Source organism: Ruegeria sp. YKSF131 (assembly GCF_059612645.1).
Genome location: NZ_JBXWQZ010000060.1, coordinates 1 through 15,820, shown reverse-complemented (window position 1 = coordinate 15,820; position 15,820 = coordinate 1). Strand labels below are relative to the sequence as shown.

General features: G+C 59.2%; 18 protein-coding genes. 9 read left to right on the top strand and 9 right to left on the bottom strand.

Features of this window, described 5'->3' with window-relative positions; translation table 11 throughout:
• Positions 1-131 precede the first annotated feature (131 nt).
• Positions 132-665 carry a hypothetical protein gene (locus AC2FLZ_RS17750; protein ID WP_480518057.1) on the top strand — a complete coding sequence of 178 codons (534 nt, stop codon included), beginning with the start codon at positions 132-134 and terminating at the stop codon, positions 663-665.
• Here the strand turns inward: AC2FLZ_RS17750 and pncA are convergent.
• A complete protein-coding gene (pncA, locus tag AC2FLZ_RS17745) occupies positions 662-1,255 on the bottom strand; it encodes a bifunctional nicotinamidase/pyrazinamidase (RefSeq protein WP_480518055.1) in 594 nt (197 codons plus the stop codon). The genes AC2FLZ_RS17750 and pncA overlap by 4 nt on opposite strands.
• 97 nt (positions 1,256-1,352) lie before the next feature.
• Here pncA and trhO point away from each other — a divergent pair, with 97 nt between their 5' ends.
• The gene (trhO, locus tag AC2FLZ_RS17740) at positions 1,353-2,258 is read left to right on the top strand and encodes an oxygen-dependent tRNA uridine(34) hydroxylase TrhO (protein WP_480474312.1); all 906 of its coding nucleotides are present in this window, start codon (positions 1,353-1,355) and stop codon (positions 2,256-2,258) included.
• A 65-nt stretch (positions 2,259-2,323) separates the two neighbouring features.
• Positions 2,324-2,836 (top strand): potassium channel family protein, encoded by a 513-nt coding sequence (locus tag AC2FLZ_RS17735; protein ID WP_209505145.1) that lies wholly within the window; start codon positions 2,324-2,326, stop codon positions 2,834-2,836.
• A gap of 3 nt (positions 2,837-2,839) precedes the next feature.
• Here the strand turns inward: AC2FLZ_RS17735 and AC2FLZ_RS17730 are convergent, their stop codons facing one another.
• Positions 2,840-3,169 (bottom strand): hypothetical protein, encoded by a 330-nt coding sequence (locus AC2FLZ_RS17730; RefSeq protein WP_496882505.1) that lies wholly within the window; start codon positions 3,167-3,169, stop codon positions 2,840-2,842.
• Positions 3,170-3,357: 188 nt separating this feature from the next.
• Between AC2FLZ_RS17730 and betB the strand changes: the two genes are divergently transcribed.
• The gene (betB, locus tag AC2FLZ_RS17725) at positions 3,358-4,812 is read left to right on the top strand and encodes a betaine-aldehyde dehydrogenase (RefSeq protein ID WP_480556392.1); all 1,455 of its coding nucleotides are present in this window, start codon (positions 3,358-3,360) and stop codon (positions 4,810-4,812) included.
• A gap of 119 nt (positions 4,813-4,931) precedes the next feature.
• Complete coding sequence (locus tag AC2FLZ_RS17720; RefSeq protein WP_496715153.1) at positions 4,932-6,299, top strand: MmgE/PrpD family protein; 1,368 nt, start codon at positions 4,932-4,934, stop codon at positions 6,297-6,299.
• A 58-nt stretch (positions 6,300-6,357) separates the two neighbouring features.
• On the opposite strand, the gene AC2FLZ_RS17715 is transcribed toward AC2FLZ_RS17720, so the two are convergent.
• From AC2FLZ_RS17715 to AC2FLZ_RS17695, 5 genes are read right to left on the bottom strand one after another with little or no spacing between them, the layout of a single operon-like run.
• Positions 6,358-8,505 (bottom strand): hypothetical protein, encoded by a 2,148-nt coding sequence (locus AC2FLZ_RS17715; RefSeq protein WP_496882504.1) that lies wholly within the window; start codon positions 8,503-8,505, stop codon positions 6,358-6,360.
• Positions 8,502-9,371 carry a flagellar motor stator protein MotA gene (gene motA / locus AC2FLZ_RS17710; protein WP_480518043.1) on the bottom strand — a complete coding sequence of 290 codons (870 nt, stop codon included), beginning with the start codon at positions 9,369-9,371 and terminating at the stop codon, positions 8,502-8,504. The genes AC2FLZ_RS17715 and motA overlap by 4 nt, the downstream gene beginning before the upstream one ends.
• Before the next feature lie 47 nt (positions 9,372-9,418).
• On the bottom strand, positions 9,419-10,003 hold the full coding sequence (locus AC2FLZ_RS17705) for a MotE family protein (protein ID WP_480605405.1): 585 nt from the start codon (positions 10,001-10,003) through the stop codon (positions 9,419-9,421).
• The gene (locus AC2FLZ_RS17700; protein WP_480624853.1) at positions 10,000-10,482 is read right to left on the bottom strand and encodes a hypothetical protein; all 483 of its coding nucleotides are present in this window, start codon (positions 10,480-10,482) and stop codon (positions 10,000-10,002) included. The genes AC2FLZ_RS17705 and AC2FLZ_RS17700 overlap by 4 nt, the downstream gene beginning before the upstream one ends.
• Positions 10,483-10,491: 9 nt before the next feature.
• Positions 10,492-10,989, bottom strand: coding sequence for a flagellar basal body-associated FliL family protein (locus AC2FLZ_RS17695; protein WP_496821855.1), 498 nt, complete (start codon positions 10,987-10,989; stop codon positions 10,492-10,494).
• Positions 10,990-11,107: 118 nt separating this feature from the next.
• On the opposite strand from AC2FLZ_RS17695, the gene fliF reads away from it, so the two are divergent.
• The 4 genes from fliF to fliP are packed head-to-tail and all read left to right on the top strand — an operon-like array spanning position 11,108 to position 14,298.
• Positions 11,108-12,691, top strand: coding sequence for a flagellar basal-body MS-ring/collar protein FliF (gene fliF, locus AC2FLZ_RS17690; RefSeq protein ID WP_480554368.1), 1,584 nt, complete (start codon positions 11,108-11,110; stop codon positions 12,689-12,691).
• Positions 12,691-13,287 carry a FliH/SctL family protein gene (locus AC2FLZ_RS17685; protein ID WP_480518033.1) on the top strand — a complete coding sequence of 199 codons (597 nt, stop codon included), beginning with the start codon at positions 12,691-12,693 and terminating at the stop codon, positions 13,285-13,287. The genes fliF and AC2FLZ_RS17685 overlap by 1 nt, the downstream gene beginning before the upstream one ends.
• Complete coding sequence (locus AC2FLZ_RS17680; protein WP_267364617.1) at positions 13,280-13,567, top strand: FliM/FliN family flagellar motor switch protein; 288 nt, start codon at positions 13,280-13,282, stop codon at positions 13,565-13,567. The genes AC2FLZ_RS17685 and AC2FLZ_RS17680 overlap by 8 nt, the downstream gene beginning before the upstream one ends.
• A complete protein-coding gene (gene fliP, locus AC2FLZ_RS17675; protein WP_480474301.1) occupies positions 13,567-14,298 on the top strand; it encodes a flagellar type III secretion system pore protein FliP in 732 nt (243 codons plus the stop codon). Before AC2FLZ_RS17680 ends, fliP begins: the two co-directional genes overlap by 1 nt.
• Before the next feature lie 102 nt (positions 14,299-14,400).
• Here the strand turns inward: fliP and AC2FLZ_RS17670 are convergent, their stop codons facing one another.
• Together AC2FLZ_RS17670 and AC2FLZ_RS17665 are read right to left on the bottom strand one after the other, a co-directional pair.
• Positions 14,401-15,000: an MlaC/ttg2D family ABC transporter substrate-binding protein gene (locus AC2FLZ_RS17670; protein WP_496882503.1), complete on the bottom strand. Its 600-nt coding sequence runs from the start codon at positions 14,998-15,000 to the stop codon at positions 14,401-14,403.
• Entirely contained in the window at positions 14,990-15,805 is an 816-nt protein-coding gene (locus tag AC2FLZ_RS17665) for an MlaA family lipoprotein (RefSeq protein WP_496882514.1), read from the bottom strand. Before AC2FLZ_RS17665 ends, AC2FLZ_RS17670 begins: the two co-directional genes overlap by 11 nt.
• Between the last annotated feature and the right edge of the window lie 15 nt (positions 15,806-15,820).

Genomic DNA, 15,820 nt, shown 5'->3' with positions numbered 1-15,820 from the left:
TCGATTTCGGGAATGGCAAGAGTCGCTGATTTGGTGACAATGCCAGCATGACGTCACATTACGGGCTTATTGTGCAGTGTCTTCGCCGGTTAGTGAGAAAAGGGGATGGTAAGACGAAACTGAGTTTGTGAATGGGTCTCGAGTACGATTTTGACATTGTTAATGTAGCACTGAACGATTTCGACCCCGAAAAGCTGGGGTCAGCCTCTGATGTGGAACGCCAGGTGTGTGCGGTGTTTCGCGACATCAGAACAGCCGATGCGCTACGGGGAACATCGCCGAAAATCCGCAAGATTTTCCTGGATGCGGGGTTCAGCCTCGAGTCGCGGAACAGCGGCATCGTGCCCGGTGTGTTTCCGGCCGAAGATCAGGTGGACCGGGTCAGGATTCTGCGTTCTCTGTTTGAGAACATAAAATCGCGCGGCGTTCAGGGTGAGTATTGCGGCGAGTTCAACCTGTGGGACTTTCTGCATTACATACGGATGGCACAGCCCATGGCCGGGATCGTGCGTACGCGTCAGGTGCGCAAACCGCCGCCACCGCCACAGCAGCCCGTTTCGGCACGTCGGCGTTCTATTTCGGGGCGTATCGGGCTGGCGTTCGGGCTGGCCGTTATTCTGTTTGTGACGATCAAGTTGCTGGCAGCTGCCGGGGCGACACCTTAGGCCAGCGTAACACCGGCATCGCGCATGGCCTGTTGTGCGGCAGCCAGCGATCCGTCCATGTCAATCGCGCGGCAGGCATCCATCCGGACTGTGACATCAAATCCCAACCGGGCAGCGTCTACAGCCGAATAGTGAACGCAGAAATCGGTCGCCAATCCAACCAGTGTCAAACGGGTGATGCCTCGGGTTTCAAGATAGCCTTTCAGGCCTGTTGGCGTCTGATGGTCGTTTTCGAAAAACGCCGAGTAGCTGTCGATGCCACTGCGAAACCCCTTGCGCAGGATCAAATCGCCATCGGTGCGCAACTCGGGGTGAAACGCGGCACCTTTTGAGCCCTGAACGCAATGGTCCGGCCACAGCACCTGCGGGCCATAGGGCATGTCGATCAACTCCAACGGGCTTTTGCCATTGTGCGAGCTGGCGAACGAAGAATGCCCCGCCGGATGCCAGTCCTGCGTCAGGATCACGGCGTCAAACTCCTCCATCATGGCGTTGATCGGCGCGACGATTTCATCTCCTCCGGCCACTGCCAAGGCACCGCCGGGGCAAAAGTCGTTCTGGACATCAATGACAAGCAGGGCATGGGTCATGGCGGCCTCCGTATAACTGCCTTATCGGTAGGGGGCTGGGCGCGGGGCGTCAATGCAATCCCTTGCGACTCCGGGTTTGCGAGGGTAGATCGCGCATATGTACACGATCGCTGCCCTCTATCACTTTACCCGATTCCCGGACCCTGTCGCGCTGCGCGAACCGTTGCTTGATCTGTGCCGCGCGCAGTCCGTCACGGGAACGCTGTTGCTGGCGCAAGAAGGCATCAATGGCACCATCGCAGGCCCACGCGCCGGGATCGATGCGGTTCTTGCGCATATCCGGGCTCTGCCCGGTTGCTCGGATCTGGAGTGGAAAGAGGCGTCCTCGGACCATCCGCCTTTCGGCAAGATGAAAGTGCGGCTGAAGAAAGAGATTGTGACCATGGGTCAGCCGGATGTCGATCCGCGCGCCCGTGTCGGCAACTATGTCGATCCGCAGGACTGGAACGATCTGATCCGTTCGGACGATGTCGTGGTGATCGACACCCGCAATGACTACGAAGTGGCGATCGGCACGTTTGAAGGCGCAATAGACCCTGAAACAGCCAGTTTCCGCGAATTTCCGGCCTGGTGGGAGGCGAACAAAGATCGCTTTCACAACAAGCGCGTTGCCATGTTCTGCACCGGCGGTATCCGGTGCGAGAAGTCCACCAATTACCTGCTGGGGCAGGGGGTCGAGGATGTCTATCACCTAAAAGGTGGTATCCTGCGCTATCTTGAAGAGATGCCATCCGAAGACAGCTCGTGGCAGGGTGACTGCTTTGTGTTCGACAACCGCGTCTCGGTTGGCCACGGCCTTGTTGAAGGGCCGCACAAGCTGTGCCATGGCTGCCGTCGCCCGATCCTGCCCGAGGATATGAAACGCCCCGAATATGAACATGGCGTGTCCTGTCACCAATGCATCGACGAGACCTCCGAGGCTGACAAGATGCGCTTTCGTGAACGGCAAAAGCAGATAGTGCTTGCGCGCAAGCGGGGCGAGCCGCATTTGCGGCAGGACTGAAAGCGGGTTGCAGGCCCTTGCTTTAGGTCGGATGATCACCGTCAGACTAGGCTGAGAGGGTGTTCATGCACCGCAAACCCACAACTCTGGAAGAATGGAAATCGACCCTGATTGCTGCATTGGGGCTGGTTCTGACAAGTTTTCTTGCCTGGTTCGGGCTATCGCGTCTTAACGAAACCGCTGCGGGTGACATGATCGGAACAATCGCGTCGGTTGGCCTGCTGATCTGGCTGGTGTCGCAATCCTGGTATTACATGACCCAGGTTACATCGCCGCGGCGGCTTTTGTTCCTGATGGGTGTGTCATTCATCCAGGTCGTCCCGTTCCTGTTTGCCGCCGTCTACGGAGCTTTTGGGTACAACGATAATTGTGTGGTCGGGGCGCAGGGTCCGGGGGATGTCCTGTATTTTTCATATGTCACCTTCACCACGGTCGGGTATGGCGACATGTCCCCGACCGGCCTGTGCCGCGGGCTTGCCGTGTCCGAGGCTGTGACCGGTTACATTCTGCTGGGTATGTTTGTTGCGGCTGCGGTTGCGCTTTATACCCGCAATCATGCGCCAGAAGACCCAAAATAAGGTTTATCTGTTGTGCTCAATCCAGCGGGACATCATTTTCTTGTCTCGAAAACACTCGGACGGGATCGGGCGACGCTTGCTGCGTGAAATCCGTTCAGCGAACGCCACCTGCTTGCCCGTCGGGTAATTGTCGAATTGCGAGGTGCCACATGATTTGTGGGCCGAAATCCAGTCGGACAACAATCGCCTGTCACGTTGAACTTCGACCGGGATCTCAAGCGCTGATTTCTCGGCAATGGCGCGCGCATAGCGCATCTGCCGGTCTGTTACCGGAAGCAGGTGGTAGTCATTGTTTGGCCCGTTCAGGACCGCGTGGCGCATGTGCTGGGTCATCGGTTTGTCCTCTGACTATGTGGAACATATATAGAACATTAACCAAAGAATTTCAAGATTTGTGCGCGGGGGCAGGCGTGACCTTGCCGCTTGGATGATTTTATTGACTGGCCAGTCAATAACCATTAGGGCCGATTCAAAATGACCAAATGCCCCGCCCGGACGGGGTCGAGCGAAAAGGACACGGTATGAAGTTTCAGCCCAAGGCCAGCCATTTCATCGACGGCACCTATGTCGAGGATACCGATGGCGCGGCCATTGACGTGATCTACCCCGCTACCGGCGAGGTGATTGCCCGTCTGCATTCGGCAACACCGGCGATTGTAGAAAAGGCTCTGAACAGCGCGAAAACCGCTCAGGCAGCTTGGGCCGCACTGACCGGAACAGAACGCGGCCGCATTCTGCGCCGCGCGGCCGACATTATGCGCGACCGCAACTACGACCTGTCGGTTCTGGAAACCCATGACACCGGCAAACCGATTCAGGAAACCACGGTGGCAGATGCCACATCGGGTGCAGATGCGCTGGAATATTTCGGCGGGTTGGCCGCCTCTCTGACCGGCGAGCATATTCCGCTGGGCGGTGGAGATTTCGTCTACACCATCCGTCAGGCGCTGGGCGTTTGCGTGGGCATTGGTGCGTGGAACTATCCCACGCAGATTGCCTGCTGGAAAGGTGCCCCGGCGCTGGCCTGCGGCAACACAATGGTCTTCAAGCCTTCGGAAACCACGCCCCTTTCGGCATTGAAAGTGGCCGAAATTCTGGTCGAAGCCGGCGCACCCAAGGGTGTCTACAACGTGATTCAGGGCTATGGCGACGTGGGGGCCGCACTGGTCACCGATCCGCGTGTAGCCAAGGTCTCGCTGACCGGATCGGTGCCGACAGGCCGCAAGGTCTATGCCGCGGCAGCTGACGGCATGAAGCACGTCACCATGGAGCTGGGCGGCAAATCTCCGATGATCGTCTTTGAGGATGCCGACATCGAAAACGCGGTGTCCGGCGCGATCCTTGGCAACTTCTATTCATCGGGCCAGGTCTGCTCCAACGGTACCCGCGTCTTTGTGCAAAAAGGGATCAAGGATGCCTTCCTGAAACGCCTGTCCGAACGTCTGGCCAATGCCAAAATCGGCGATCCGATGGACGAGGACGTCAGCTTTGGCCCGATGGTCAGCGAAAACCAGTTGAACATCGCGCTGAGCTATGTCGACAAAGCCAGGGCCGAGGGCGCAAGGCTGGTGTTCGGCGGCAACCGGATCGAAGGCGACGGTTTCTACATGCAACCAACCGTTTTTGCGGATGTGAACGATGACATGACCATCGCGCGCGAGGAAATCTTTGGCCCCGTCATGTCGGTGCTGGATTTCGACACGGAATCCGAGGTCATGGCCCGTGCCAATGACACCGAATTTGGTCTGGCTGCAGGCGTCTTCACCAATGACCTGACCCGCGCGCACCGTGTTGTGGCCGGGTTCGAGGCGGGGACCTGTTATATCAACACCTATAACCTTGCCCCGGTCGAGGCCCCGTTCGGGGGATCGAAAATGTCGGGTGTCGGACGCGAGAATTCGAAGCTTGCGATCAACCATTTTTCGGAAATGAAAACAGTCTACGTGTCCATGAACGGCGTCGAAGCCCCTTACTAGGGTCTCTTCTTCATACGTTTTCCTCTGTTCCCGACATTTGGCGTCGGGAACAGAGTACAAGCCCGCCCTTACCTGTGGCTGACTTTCCTGTACCGGCCCCGCCCGACAGGAGAGCTCTCATGACGCATAACCCGCAGACAAATACATTTTCCAGGGTTGCCGATTTCACGCTGACCCGCGCGGCCTCGGACATGCCCGAAAGCGCACTAGAGGCCGCGGCGCTGATGATGCTCGACACGATGGGGATCCTGATCGCATCCGGCCCGATGCAGGCAGGTGTGATCGCTCGGGACACGGCAGCGTTGCTTTATGCCAGCTCCGATCCTGCTTATGGCGCACGGATGCTGTTCGATGGTCGTACCGTCAGCATGGCAGGTGCTGCCTATGCCGCCGCTACGCAAACCGACAATCTGGATGGTCACGACGGATATAACCCCACCAAGGGCCATATCGGGGTGGTCGTATTGCCAGCGCTGTCCGCACTGGCCGAACATTGCCCGAACCTGACCGGACCCGAGGCTTTGGCAGCGGTCGTCACCGGGTACGAGGTGGCCGGGCGCGCGGGCCTGTCACTGCACGCCAGTGTCAGCGACTACCACACATCCGGTGCCTGGAACGCGCTGGGCGTGGTCGCGATGGCGGCGCGCCTGCGCGGATTGTCTGCCGACCAGATGCGGCAGGCGATGGGGATCGCCGAATATCACGGGCCACGCAGCCAGATGATGCGCGAGATTGCCAACCCGACAATGCTGCATGACGGGTCGGGCTGGGGCGCGATGGTGGGGCTTTCCGCCGCTGTTCTGGCTGAACGCGGCTTTACCGGCGCGCCCGCCATCACCATCGAGGCGGAAGAGGTCAAACCCTACTGGGATGATCTGGGCACCTTCTGGCAGGTCGAACATCAATATGTAAAACCCTATCCGATCTGTCGCTGGGCCCATGCCGCGATTGATGGCGTGCGCGCTGTCATGATCGCGCATGACCTGACCAGCGCGCAGATCGAAACAGTGCATATCAACAGCTTTCATCAGGCGGCCTGTCTTTTTGCGGGGCTGCCCGAAACAACTTCGCAAGCGCAGTATTCCCTGCCATTTGCCGTGGCAGTTCAGGCCGTTTACGGGCGCATCGGCGTTGAACATATCTCAAGGTCTGGCCTGTCTGATCCCGCGGTCGCCAATCTGATGTCCCGCATCACGGTCGCGGAAAGCGAACACCACAGCGTCCGGTTTCCTGAAGGGCGCTGGGCAGATGTCACGATCACAACAACGGATGGCCGTGTTCTGAAATCCGGGGATATTCATGCCCGCGGCGGCCCCGAGGCCCCCATGACACGGGACGACGTCATCGCCAAATACATGCAGTTTGCAGCCCCTGTGCTTGGGGAAGTACGTGCCGACCGCATCCGTCGTGTAATACTTGGCTGGCCGGACAAAAGCGTGCGGTATGCAGACCTGACACCGCTGATTTTTGATCCGCCAGAACCGTGAACCGCGCCCCGTCCTGCCTGCATCGATCCGGGCAATTGGTCCGGTCGGTTGGGAAACCTCACTCCACCCTGACCGTGTTCAGCATTTCGACGATCCTCTGCCGCGTTGCCTGACTGTCCTCCAGTAGGCTTCCCGCATCAGCCAGCGGCTTGCCTGACACGCGAACCGGCGGGGCCAAAAGGGCCTCCGCAGTTTGGTTGAGGCTTGCGTATTTTCCGTCAGATGGCCCCGATCTTTTCCCCGGCAACCCGGCCAGCCATAGGTATCGGTTCGCCTCGTCCTGTTGCCCGCGGCTCTGCATGAGTTCGGCCACTGCGGCGTAGTCCTGCACCTTGTCCAACGCCTGCGCCCGCAGGACGAGCGCCTCATCCGAGGTATCATTGGCCAGCTCAAGCATGGCCTGTTGCGGGCGGTCCGACAACAACGCCGCACGGGCGCGCAAACGGGCGCGCTCTGATCGCCGGGCCTGATCTTCAGGCCTGTTTGTCAGCGCAACGGCCTGATCGGCAAAGCCAAGCACGGCCAAGCGTTCGGCCAGTGCAATCGCGGTATCCGTGGACAGCGCCGCCATGCGATCCGACTGCTGCACCAGCGTAACCTGACGCAAAAAGGTAAGGTCGTCTGATCGCTCTGCCAGCAATTGCAGGTGACGGTTGAAAGCGCTGTTGCTGTCCGGGCCGTCTGGCAAAGACTGGATCACATCGAATGCGCTGTCGAAATCCTGACTCAGACCCAGGGCAATCGCATGGGCGCGGTTCATCATCGGGCCCAGTTCGGATCGCCGGAATTCGATCGCGTACGACGCGGCCAGTTCAAGTTCCCTTGAAGACACGGTCTTGCGGTCTGACCACCGATTTTCCACCAGCCGGGCCAAAGCCAAAGGCGCTTCGGTCTTTGTCCCGGCCGAGGTCGCGACCTCGGTCAGCAGGGCCTCTTCAAGGGCGCCGTTGCCTTCGGCTTCGGCGACGCCAGCCCGGGCCAGCGTGGCGTTCGGGGACGGGTTCTGTTCAACCCGGTCGACCGAACGCATTATCCTGCGCGCGGCCTCAAGCTCTTGCGCGTTTGTCAGGATATCCGAAAGCCGCGCGCCAAGATGGCGGCGAAGATGCTCTGGCAGCTTTGCAAAGCTGTGTTCGATGGCTTCAAGATGTGCGTCGGATGCCAGCTGACCTTCGGACAGCACGGCCCAAAGTGCCACGTCGCCGTTACACCGTTGCTGGCCCCTGAATGGATTTGGCACCTGTGCTGGCCGCTCATCCACCAGCCGTGCAATCCCTTCAACATGTCCAGCCTCTTCCGATGGGGTGTTCAATAACTGCAAAACCTTTTGCGCCTCGGCCCCAAAGCCGTGATAGGCATAGAGCTTTGCCAGGCTCAGCGCGCTTTCCGCGTCAAGACGGTCGAACTCTTTGTATAGGGCGGTGCGCAAGGCGGACACCTGCTCTGGAAACGGGCGCGTCCCGGACCATGTCGTGAACCCCAGTTCAGCCGTTGAGATACAAACCGGGTTGTCGTCGATCTGCTGCAAACCAGAGTTCAGAATGTCCTGCAGATCATCCAGAACCGAGGTCACGCGGATGTTCGATGTCAATCCGGGTAACAGCGTCACGGCCTCGGACGAGGCAGAACGGCGCGGTCCGACAGGTGCCAGATTCAGGTCAAGCAGCTCACGATCCGCCCCTTGCACCAGACGGGTCGACAATTGATCCCTGATCCCTTGCGTCTGCCCGGTCAGAAGCGGCAGGTCGAGCTGGGAAGGAAGCTTTTGTTCCGGGGGCTGAGGTTTCAGAGCATCCCGATTTATTCGGGTCGGCGGAGGGATATCTGCAAGTAGGGGCGGCAGGGCTATTGCTGGTGCAATGTCCAGAACGATCATCGAGTTTCGAAACAGGAACGCCGACGCCGTGCAATCGCACCCGAATTCCAGCTCAAGCGCGCCACCGGGTTGCGCCTGCGACAGCGCGGCCAGCCGATCTGATGTCAACCGCGCAAACACCGAACCCGTCCGAAATGTGACACCCTTCAGGTCAATTGCCAGCTTGGCACCGTTCTTACGCTGGCTCAGAACCCAGCCCGTATCCGGTGGAACGGTGAAAACCAGCCGGGTGTAGCCGTCATGTTCACCGGACCGCACAATCACCTCTTCAGAGGTTGCGGCCGTTGCAAGCGTGATCAACGCTGCAACCAGTATCGCGGTTTGCCTCATGCCGCTGCCCGTTTGAGCTCTTTCAAGGCATCCTCAAGCTCAGAGAAACCAGGGCGGTTATGCGTTGGTGTGTTCTGGCGTCCCACCTCAATGCACATTGCGGCATTGTGGTTGTGCAGGTTTGCAACCAGAACTTCCTTGATCAGCTGATAGAAGTGGTTGTCTTCCTCGACCACGGATTTCAGCTTGGCCGCAAAGGGACCGACCAGTCCGTAGGCCAGAAAGACGCCCAGAAACGTACCCACAAGGGCGCCGCCGATCAGTTTTCCCAGAACTTCCGGTGGCTGATCAATGGACCCCATTGTCTTGATTACCCCCAGAACGGCGGCGACAATTCCAAGCGCGGGCAGGCCATCGGCCACGGTTTGCAAGGCGTGGCTCGAATGCAGGGCATGGTGGAAATTCGCCTCCATCCGCTTCTCCAGAACCTCTTCGACCTGATGCGGATCGTCGTAATTCATCGCCGCGGACCGCATCGTGTCGCAAATCAGATCAACCGCTTCTTTGTCGGCTAGAATTCTGGGGTAGGACGAAAACAGGTCAGAGCTGCCGGGGTCTTCGATATGCTGTTCCACCTCTACCGGATTGGCGCGGGCAATGCGAATGAGGGAAAACAGCAGGCACAACAGGTCGCGGTAATCTTCGGGCTTCCATTTCGGGCCTTTAAAGACTTTCCCCATGTCCTTGATCGTGTGTTTCACGCCGCCGATGTCGTTGCTGATCAAAAAGGCACCAACTGCGGCACCACCGATCATCATCATTTCAAACGGAAGCGATTTCAGAATGATGGCCATCTTACCGCCAGCGGCCAGATAACCGCCGAAGACCATAACGAAAATGACGACAATTCCAACAATTCCAATCATCTGAGATCTCCGGCTATGTGTGTTGCAACCGCGGGGGACACGGGCGGCTATTCCTGCGGGGCCGAGGCGTTTCGGCCCGCCATGACAACGCTGATCGTATAGGCCGCTTCGGGGCTGAGCCCCGCCAGAACCCCGGCTGCCGCATCCGGTGGCATGCGTGACAGAAACCCGGCGGCAAAGGTCGGGTCCATGGTTTCGAACAGCGCGGCCGCGTCTTTCGGCTTCATGTTCTGATAGACATCGGTCAGGCGCGTCAGGTCGTTTTCCGCCGCCCTGTCCGCCAGCGCCAGAGTGGTGCGCAACGACTCCTCGGCCTCCTCAAGCGCGGCCATGCGTATCTCGATAGCCTGACCCGCGATTTCCAGAGCGTTTTCCCGCTCGCGCAGCATGTCTTCCTTTTTCTTGACACGCTCTTCGCGGCGCAGAAGCTCGGTCAGCAGAACCTGCATGTCACGGGTGTCCGACGGGGCGGGTTCATCGTGTTCCGCCTCAGGTTTGGCGGGTTTGGCAAAGGCGGGTCCGGCTTCCAGCCCAATGCGAATGGCGGCCGAGCCGATCATCAGCAATGAGATCACGGCAAGCACCCCTCCGCGGGGCCGCGCGTTGGGATTGTTGGTCCGCGCGCGGCTCATGCCTGCGCCTCGCCTTGCTTGCGGTCATGCCGGAAGAACATCAGCCCCTCAGGTGGTCGTGCCTGTTCTTCGGGCGCAGCGGCTTCGCTGGCCTGCGGCTTGGGCTTGTCTTCGTGCTTCACGCTCTCCGGAACTTCGGTGGCGGTGTTTGTCGCGGAAACCTCTGCCTCGGGCTGGGGGTCAGTGTCTTTCTCGGGCACGACGTCATGCATTGACGCCATCATGAGTTCCAACCGCTGTGCCACCGCTTCGGCGCGCCCCGTCAGTGCCCTAAGCTGATCGCCCGACTGATCAGAGGCGTTGCGCGCATCATCCAGTGATTTCCGCAGCTCTTCCGCTTGGGTCGACAGCACCGCCACCGCGCCGCCGACGCCCTTTTCAAGATCGGCAAAACGCTTGAGACGGCGCGACAGCACAAAACAATACAGACCCGCACCCATAGCGCCGGCGACCAGCAAAATATCCGCAATCAGCTCCAATTTCGCCTCCTAGTTCAGAACAAATTCCATCACCAGCACGTCGCGCACGCGACCTTCGCCAACGACAATCTCGATACGGCGCAGCAGGTGGCCCCGGATGCGCATCAACGCCAGTGAATCCTCAAGATCCTTCAATTCGACGGCCCGCAGATACCCGTTCAGGACATCCATGATTCGCGGCCGCATTTTTTCCACGTCAGTCATGTACGGGGCGTTAACCTCAAGCTGTGCATGAAACTTCAGATGCCGCGCGACGCCGGAACTCACTGAAACGATCACCGGCGGCAAATCGAGAAAGGCAACATCCGCTAATGCCTTGGCCGGTTCTTCTTTTTGCACGTCATGGCTTTCCGCCTTCTCGGCCTTGTTCCCCAGCGGAAGTAGCCCGGATGAGGTCAGGAAATACCCACCGGCGGCACCGGCGATGGCCAGAATCACCCCGACGATGATCCCTTTTTTTCCCTTCTTTTTCGGGGCTTCCGCCTGTTCAGCCGTTGCGTCGGTCATGACGTCCTCATTCCTGTGATCCGCCCAGTCATAACCTTGCAGGGACTAACCGATTGTTAAGGGCAATCGTCCAAACAGAGGACGCGCCGGGCAGAATGTCGGCGAGTCGGAGGTAAGCGTGCAGCAGATCGGAACTGTCTGGGCAAGTTTGGACAGGCGTAAACAAATCTTCGTTGCCGGTGCTGTTGTGCTGGTGTTTCTGGGGATCCTCGGGATGTCGCGCCTTGCGACGGCACCGTCGATGACCTTGCTTTACGCGGGTCTGGAAAGCAGTGCCGCCGGGGACATCGTGCGTGCGCTGGATCAGCGTGGCGTGACCTACGAGATTCGGGGCGGATCAATTTACGTCTCTGGCGCACAACGGGACGAGCTGCGGATGACTTTGGCCAGCGAAGGACTGCCGGCCAACGGCAACAAGGGCTATGAACTGCTGGATTCGCTGAACGGCTTCGGCACCACATCCCAAATGTTCGATGCTGCCTACTGGCGCGCGAAAGAGGGGGAACTGGCGCGCACGATCGTGGGCAGCCCGCATGTCAGCCAGGCCCGCGTTCATATCGCCAACGGCTCTGCCAATCCGTTTCAGCGCAGCGTCGCACCGACGGCTTCGGTCTATCTGGTGCCCTCGGGGGGCGATATCACAGGCGATCAGGCCAAGGCCATCCGGTTTCTTGTCGCCTCTGCCGTCAGCGGGCTGACACCCGAGAGTGTGACTGTGATCGATTCGAACGGGTCCGTGATTGGCGGGCAGGACACCGCCGTGGCCGCCGACACGGCGGATGACAAGGCGCGGCAGCTGCGGGAACGGGTTCTGCGTCTGGTCGAGGCGCGAGTTGGCACGGGGAATGCCGTAGTCGAGGTCAGCGTCGATACTGAAACCAGGACAGAATCCCTGCGTGAGCGGCGCTTTGACCCCAAGGGCAGGGTGGCTATCAGCACGGATGTCGAGGAACGCTCCGACAGCGCGCGCAACCAGTCAGCCGATGTCACGGTGGCCTCAAACCTGCCCGACGGCGATGGTGCGGGGGGGGACGAATCGAATTCGACCGCGACCCAGACACGTGAGCGGGTGAATTACGAGGTTTCCGAAACCGAGCTGGAAGTGCACACTGCCCCCGGTGCGATCAAACGCCTGACGGTTGCCGTTCTGGTCAACGGAACGCGGGCGCTGGATGCTTCGGGCGCTGAATCCTTCACGCCGCTGCCGCAAACAGAACTCGACGCACTTGAGGAACTGGTGGCCTCGGCTGTGGGATTTGACGCCGCGCGCGGGGACGTCATCACGCTGAAATCATTGGATTTACCAGTGGTCACGCCGCAAGGCACGCTGGTTTCCTCTTCGCTTTGGCAAAACATCCATCTGGACGCCATGTCACTGATTCAGATGGCAGCGCTGGCGCTGGTGTCACTGGTGCTGGCGTTGTTCGTGATCCGTCCAATCCTGATGAAACCCGCGATGGTCCCGGCGCTGTTGCCGGCCGCGGAGGGAGGGGCACCGGCCCCGTCGGTCCTGACCGGTGAAATCGCGGCGGACGGAACGGCAGAGTTCACGCCGCTGCCCCAACAAGGGGCCGTTCCCGTGCTTGGGGTCAGTGCCATCGGGGATCCGGTTGATCGGTTGCGCGCAATGATCGGCGACAAGCAGGAAGAAACGGTCGAGATCCTGCGCAGCTGGCTTGAAGAAGGTGAGGAGCGCGTGTGATGTCCATCGCTCATCTGCTTGAGGATTTCACCACTCGGACCAGCGCCGAAGCCGTTCTTTACCTGGACGAGGAAACGCTGGAGGAACAACGCCTTGCCGCGTTCGAAAACGGGTACGGCGCCGGTTGGGAAGACGCCGCGCAGGCGCAGGAACAGAACCGCGACCGCGTTTCGGCCGAACTGGCGGGATCGCTCGAGGATATGTCCTTCACCTATCACGAGGCGCTTACCCGGATGACATTGTCTCTGGAACCGATGTTCGAAAGCCTGGTTCAGACCGTATTGCCTGACATGGTCGAACGCGGGTTGGCCGCCCGGATCGTCGAACAGCTTTGCGAAATGGCGCGCACGGAAATCGAACAACCGATGCAGATCATGGTGCCGGAAGGGTGCGCGCAAGCGGTGCAATCCCTGCTGCCGCAGACCCTGCACTCCGCACCGCGCGTCATCGAAGACCCTGGCCTGGCCCCCGGACAGGCGCGATTGCAGGTCGGCACAAGCCGGCGCGAGATTGATTGCGCGACCCTGCTGTCCACCATTGCACAGGCATTTGACGCATACGTCTTTGAGGCAAGAAAGGCTTTGTCCAATGAATGACACCCAGTTCCCGAAAACCGAAAAACCCAATCCTTTCGAAACTGTTCCGATTGAAGTGACCGTTTCGGTAGGTCGCGCCCGCCCGTTGATCCGGGATTTGCTGAACATGGGTGAAAACGCGGTTCTGACTCTGGACAAGCGGATCGAAGACCCGGTCGACCTGTATGTCGGGGATCAGCTGGTGGCGCGCGGGGTGCTTGAGGAGATGGAGGGCGATCAGGCGGGGCAGCTGGCCGTGCGCCTGACCGAGATTGCGGATCTGCAAAACGGAATCGGCTGATGCGCTATGTGATCTGGCTGGGTCTGGCTGTAGTGGTGTCCCTGCCGTCGATGGCGGCGGCTCAGGATGTGACCCTGTCGCTGGGCGAAGGCGGTTCGATCTCGGCCCGCACCATCCAGCTGATCCTGTTGATCACGGTGCTCAGCGTTGCTCCGGGTCTGGCGATCATGATCACCTGTTTCCCGTTTCTGATCACCGTGCTGTCGATCCTGCGGCAGGGTGTTGGCCTTCAGCAATCACCGCCGAATATGCTTTTGGTCAGTCTTGCGCTGTTTCTGACTTATTTCATCATGGACCCTGTGTTCACCGAGGCCTGGACCGCGGGAATACGCCCGATGATGGAAGAAACCATGGCGGTCGAGCCCGCGCTGGAACGCGCGTTAGAGCCGTTTCGCACCTTCATGGCGAACCGGCTGGATTCAGATACGTTTTATGCAATGGCGGCCCTGCGCCCCGGCGGTGACGCGATCGAGCTGTCAGCTCAGGCCCCGTTATCGGTGTTGATGCCCTCTTTCATGCTGTCCGAGATCGCGCGCGCCTTTCAGATCGGGTTCCTGATCTTCCTGCCCTTTCTGATCATTGATCTTGTGGTTGCAGCGGTATTGATGTCGATGGGCATGATGATGGTGCCACCTGCCATCGTGTCTTTGCCGTTCAAGCTGGCGTTTTTCGTAATCGCTGACGGGTGGGCTTTGATCGCAGGCGCGTTGGTTCGCAGCTACATGCCGTAAATCTGTCAGGCACGCGCATCACGAGAAAGGGTCAGGCAGACCCGACCCTCTTGAACTTCCAAAAACACGAGCTGTCCGGCACACTTTTGTGCCGGAAACGGCTTAACCCGTCTTTTTCAGGTCCGAGATCAGTTGATTCAGATTGCCTTTGCGGGCGTCCAGCATCGCGCCGATTTCGGTTCGCTCGGTCAGCAACAGATTCACGCCTTCGATGAACATGTTGTAGAACTTGTCGCGACCTGATTTGTCGGAAACAAGGAACGTTACGTCGAACGGGGCTGATCCGCGCAGCTTGACCATCGTGCGAACCTCGTACCCGGCTTTGATCTTGCGGGCATTGCGAACATCGACCTCACCGCCGATAAATTCACGAAAACGGCGACCGTATTTACGCGAGATATAGCCCTGAAATGCAGCGGTGAACTGTTTCAGCTGGGTCGGGCTGGCTGTGCGGGCGTCCGCACCCAACGCATAGCGCGCCATGATCGGCACATCAGCATATTGAACAAAGATCTTTTCGAAATCGCGCAGCATCGCTTTTTCGGATTTACCCGACTCGATCACCCGGTTGATGTCGGAAACCACGTTGGTCACAAGCGCCTTGGCGGCGGCCTCGGTCTGGGCAAAGGCAGGTACGGGCAGCACTGCCAGCGCAAGCCCGGCTGCGATAAAATGGCGACGGTTCAACGCGTTATTCAGCATAGGGGTCCTCATAGGGGTCAAGATAGGGGTCCCTGACCGGGTCCGTCCCGGTTTCGGCATAGGGGTCAGAATACAAGTCCAGATAGGCGTCTTCGTCATCTCTTGCCAGTTCGAATCGGCGGTTTTGCAGATAGATCAGGCGAGCCTGCGCATAGCTGTCGGCACTTTCGTAAAGAATGGAATCGACAGTATCCGAGAACCGACCCCGATCCCCCATGCGCCGCACAATTTCGGCGTAGACGCCAAGATTGTCGGCGGGGCGGGTCGGGCTGAAATTGATCGGATTCGAGAACAGGTTGACCACAACCCCGATCGCATCCCTTTGGGTCGACGGGCCATAGAACGGTAGCTCGACATAAGCGCCTTCGCCAACCCCCCAGACATGCAGGGTCTCACCGAAATCAGTGTCAACGGGTGGCAGGTTCAGCTCATCAGCGGGCGAGGACAAGCCAAAGCCGCCGACGGTCATGTTGATCACAAAGCGCAGCAGAGCATTGCCCATCTGTTTTGGATTGCCCTGAAGCAGGTAGTCAACTGCCTGACCGGGCAGCGAGATGTTTTCGGCAAAAGTGCTGAAACTGGTGACCATCGGGTCAGGAACGATTTTGACATACCCTTTCGAGGCCGGCCGGAACAGGAACCGGTCAACACCCAGATTAAACTTGTGAATTCCCCGGTTCGCATTTTCGTACGGATCAAACACGTCGCTGCGCAAGGCACCCTCTGGCGGCGTTGTTGCGCAAGCGGACACAAGGGCCATGACCGACAGTAAAACAAGGTGTTTCAGGCGAAATCTGCTCGACACGATCTTTGTTTCTCC

Excerpts from the sequence above, each read along its gene's own strand:
- motA (WP_480518043.1), bottom strand. The coding sequence starts at position 9,371 with ATGATTGGAATTGTTGGAATTGTCGTCATTTTCGTTATGGTCTTCGGC.
- fliP (WP_480474301.1), top strand. The coding sequence starts at position 13,567 with ATGCGCTATGTGATCTGGCTGGGTCTGGCTGTAGTGGTGTCCCTGCCG.
- AC2FLZ_RS17695 (WP_496821855.1), bottom strand. The coding sequence starts at position 10,989 with ATGACCGACGCAACGGCTGAACAGGCGGAAGCCCCGAAAAAGAAGGGA.
- AC2FLZ_RS17685 (WP_480518033.1), top strand. The coding sequence starts at position 12,691 with ATGTCCATCGCTCATCTGCTTGAGGATTTCACCACTCGGACCAGCGCC.
- AC2FLZ_RS17750 (WP_480518057.1), top strand. The coding sequence starts at position 132 with ATGGGTCTCGAGTACGATTTTGACATTGTTAATGTAGCACTGAACGAT.
- AC2FLZ_RS17735 (WP_209505145.1), top strand. The coding sequence starts at position 2,324 with ATGCACCGCAAACCCACAACTCTGGAAGAATGGAAATCGACCCTGATT.
- AC2FLZ_RS17670 (WP_496882503.1), bottom strand. The coding sequence starts at position 15,000 with ATGCTGAATAACGCGTTGAACCGTCGCCATTTTATCGCAGCCGGGCTT.
- trhO (WP_480474312.1), top strand. The coding sequence starts at position 1,353 with ATGTACACGATCGCTGCCCTCTATCACTTTACCCGATTCCCGGACCCT.
- AC2FLZ_RS17730 (WP_496882505.1), bottom strand. The coding sequence starts at position 3,169 with ATGACCCAGCACATGCGCCACGCGGTCCTGAACGGGCCAAACAATGAC.
- AC2FLZ_RS17715 (WP_496882504.1), bottom strand. The coding sequence starts at position 8,505 with ATGAGGCAAACCGCGATACTGGTTGCAGCGTTGATCACGCTTGCAACG.
- betB (WP_480556392.1), top strand. The coding sequence starts at position 3,358 with ATGAAGTTTCAGCCCAAGGCCAGCCATTTCATCGACGGCACCTATGTC.
- pncA (WP_480518055.1), bottom strand. The coding sequence starts at position 1,255 with ATGACCCATGCCCTGCTTGTCATTGATGTCCAGAACGACTTTTGCCCC.
- AC2FLZ_RS17705 (WP_480605405.1), bottom strand. The coding sequence starts at position 10,003 with ATGAGCCGCGCGCGGACCAACAATCCCAACGCGCGGCCCCGCGGAGGG.
- AC2FLZ_RS17680 (WP_267364617.1), top strand. The coding sequence starts at position 13,280 with ATGAATGACACCCAGTTCCCGAAAACCGAAAAACCCAATCCTTTCGAA.
- AC2FLZ_RS17720 (WP_496715153.1), top strand. The coding sequence starts at position 4,932 with ATGACGCATAACCCGCAGACAAATACATTTTCCAGGGTTGCCGATTTC.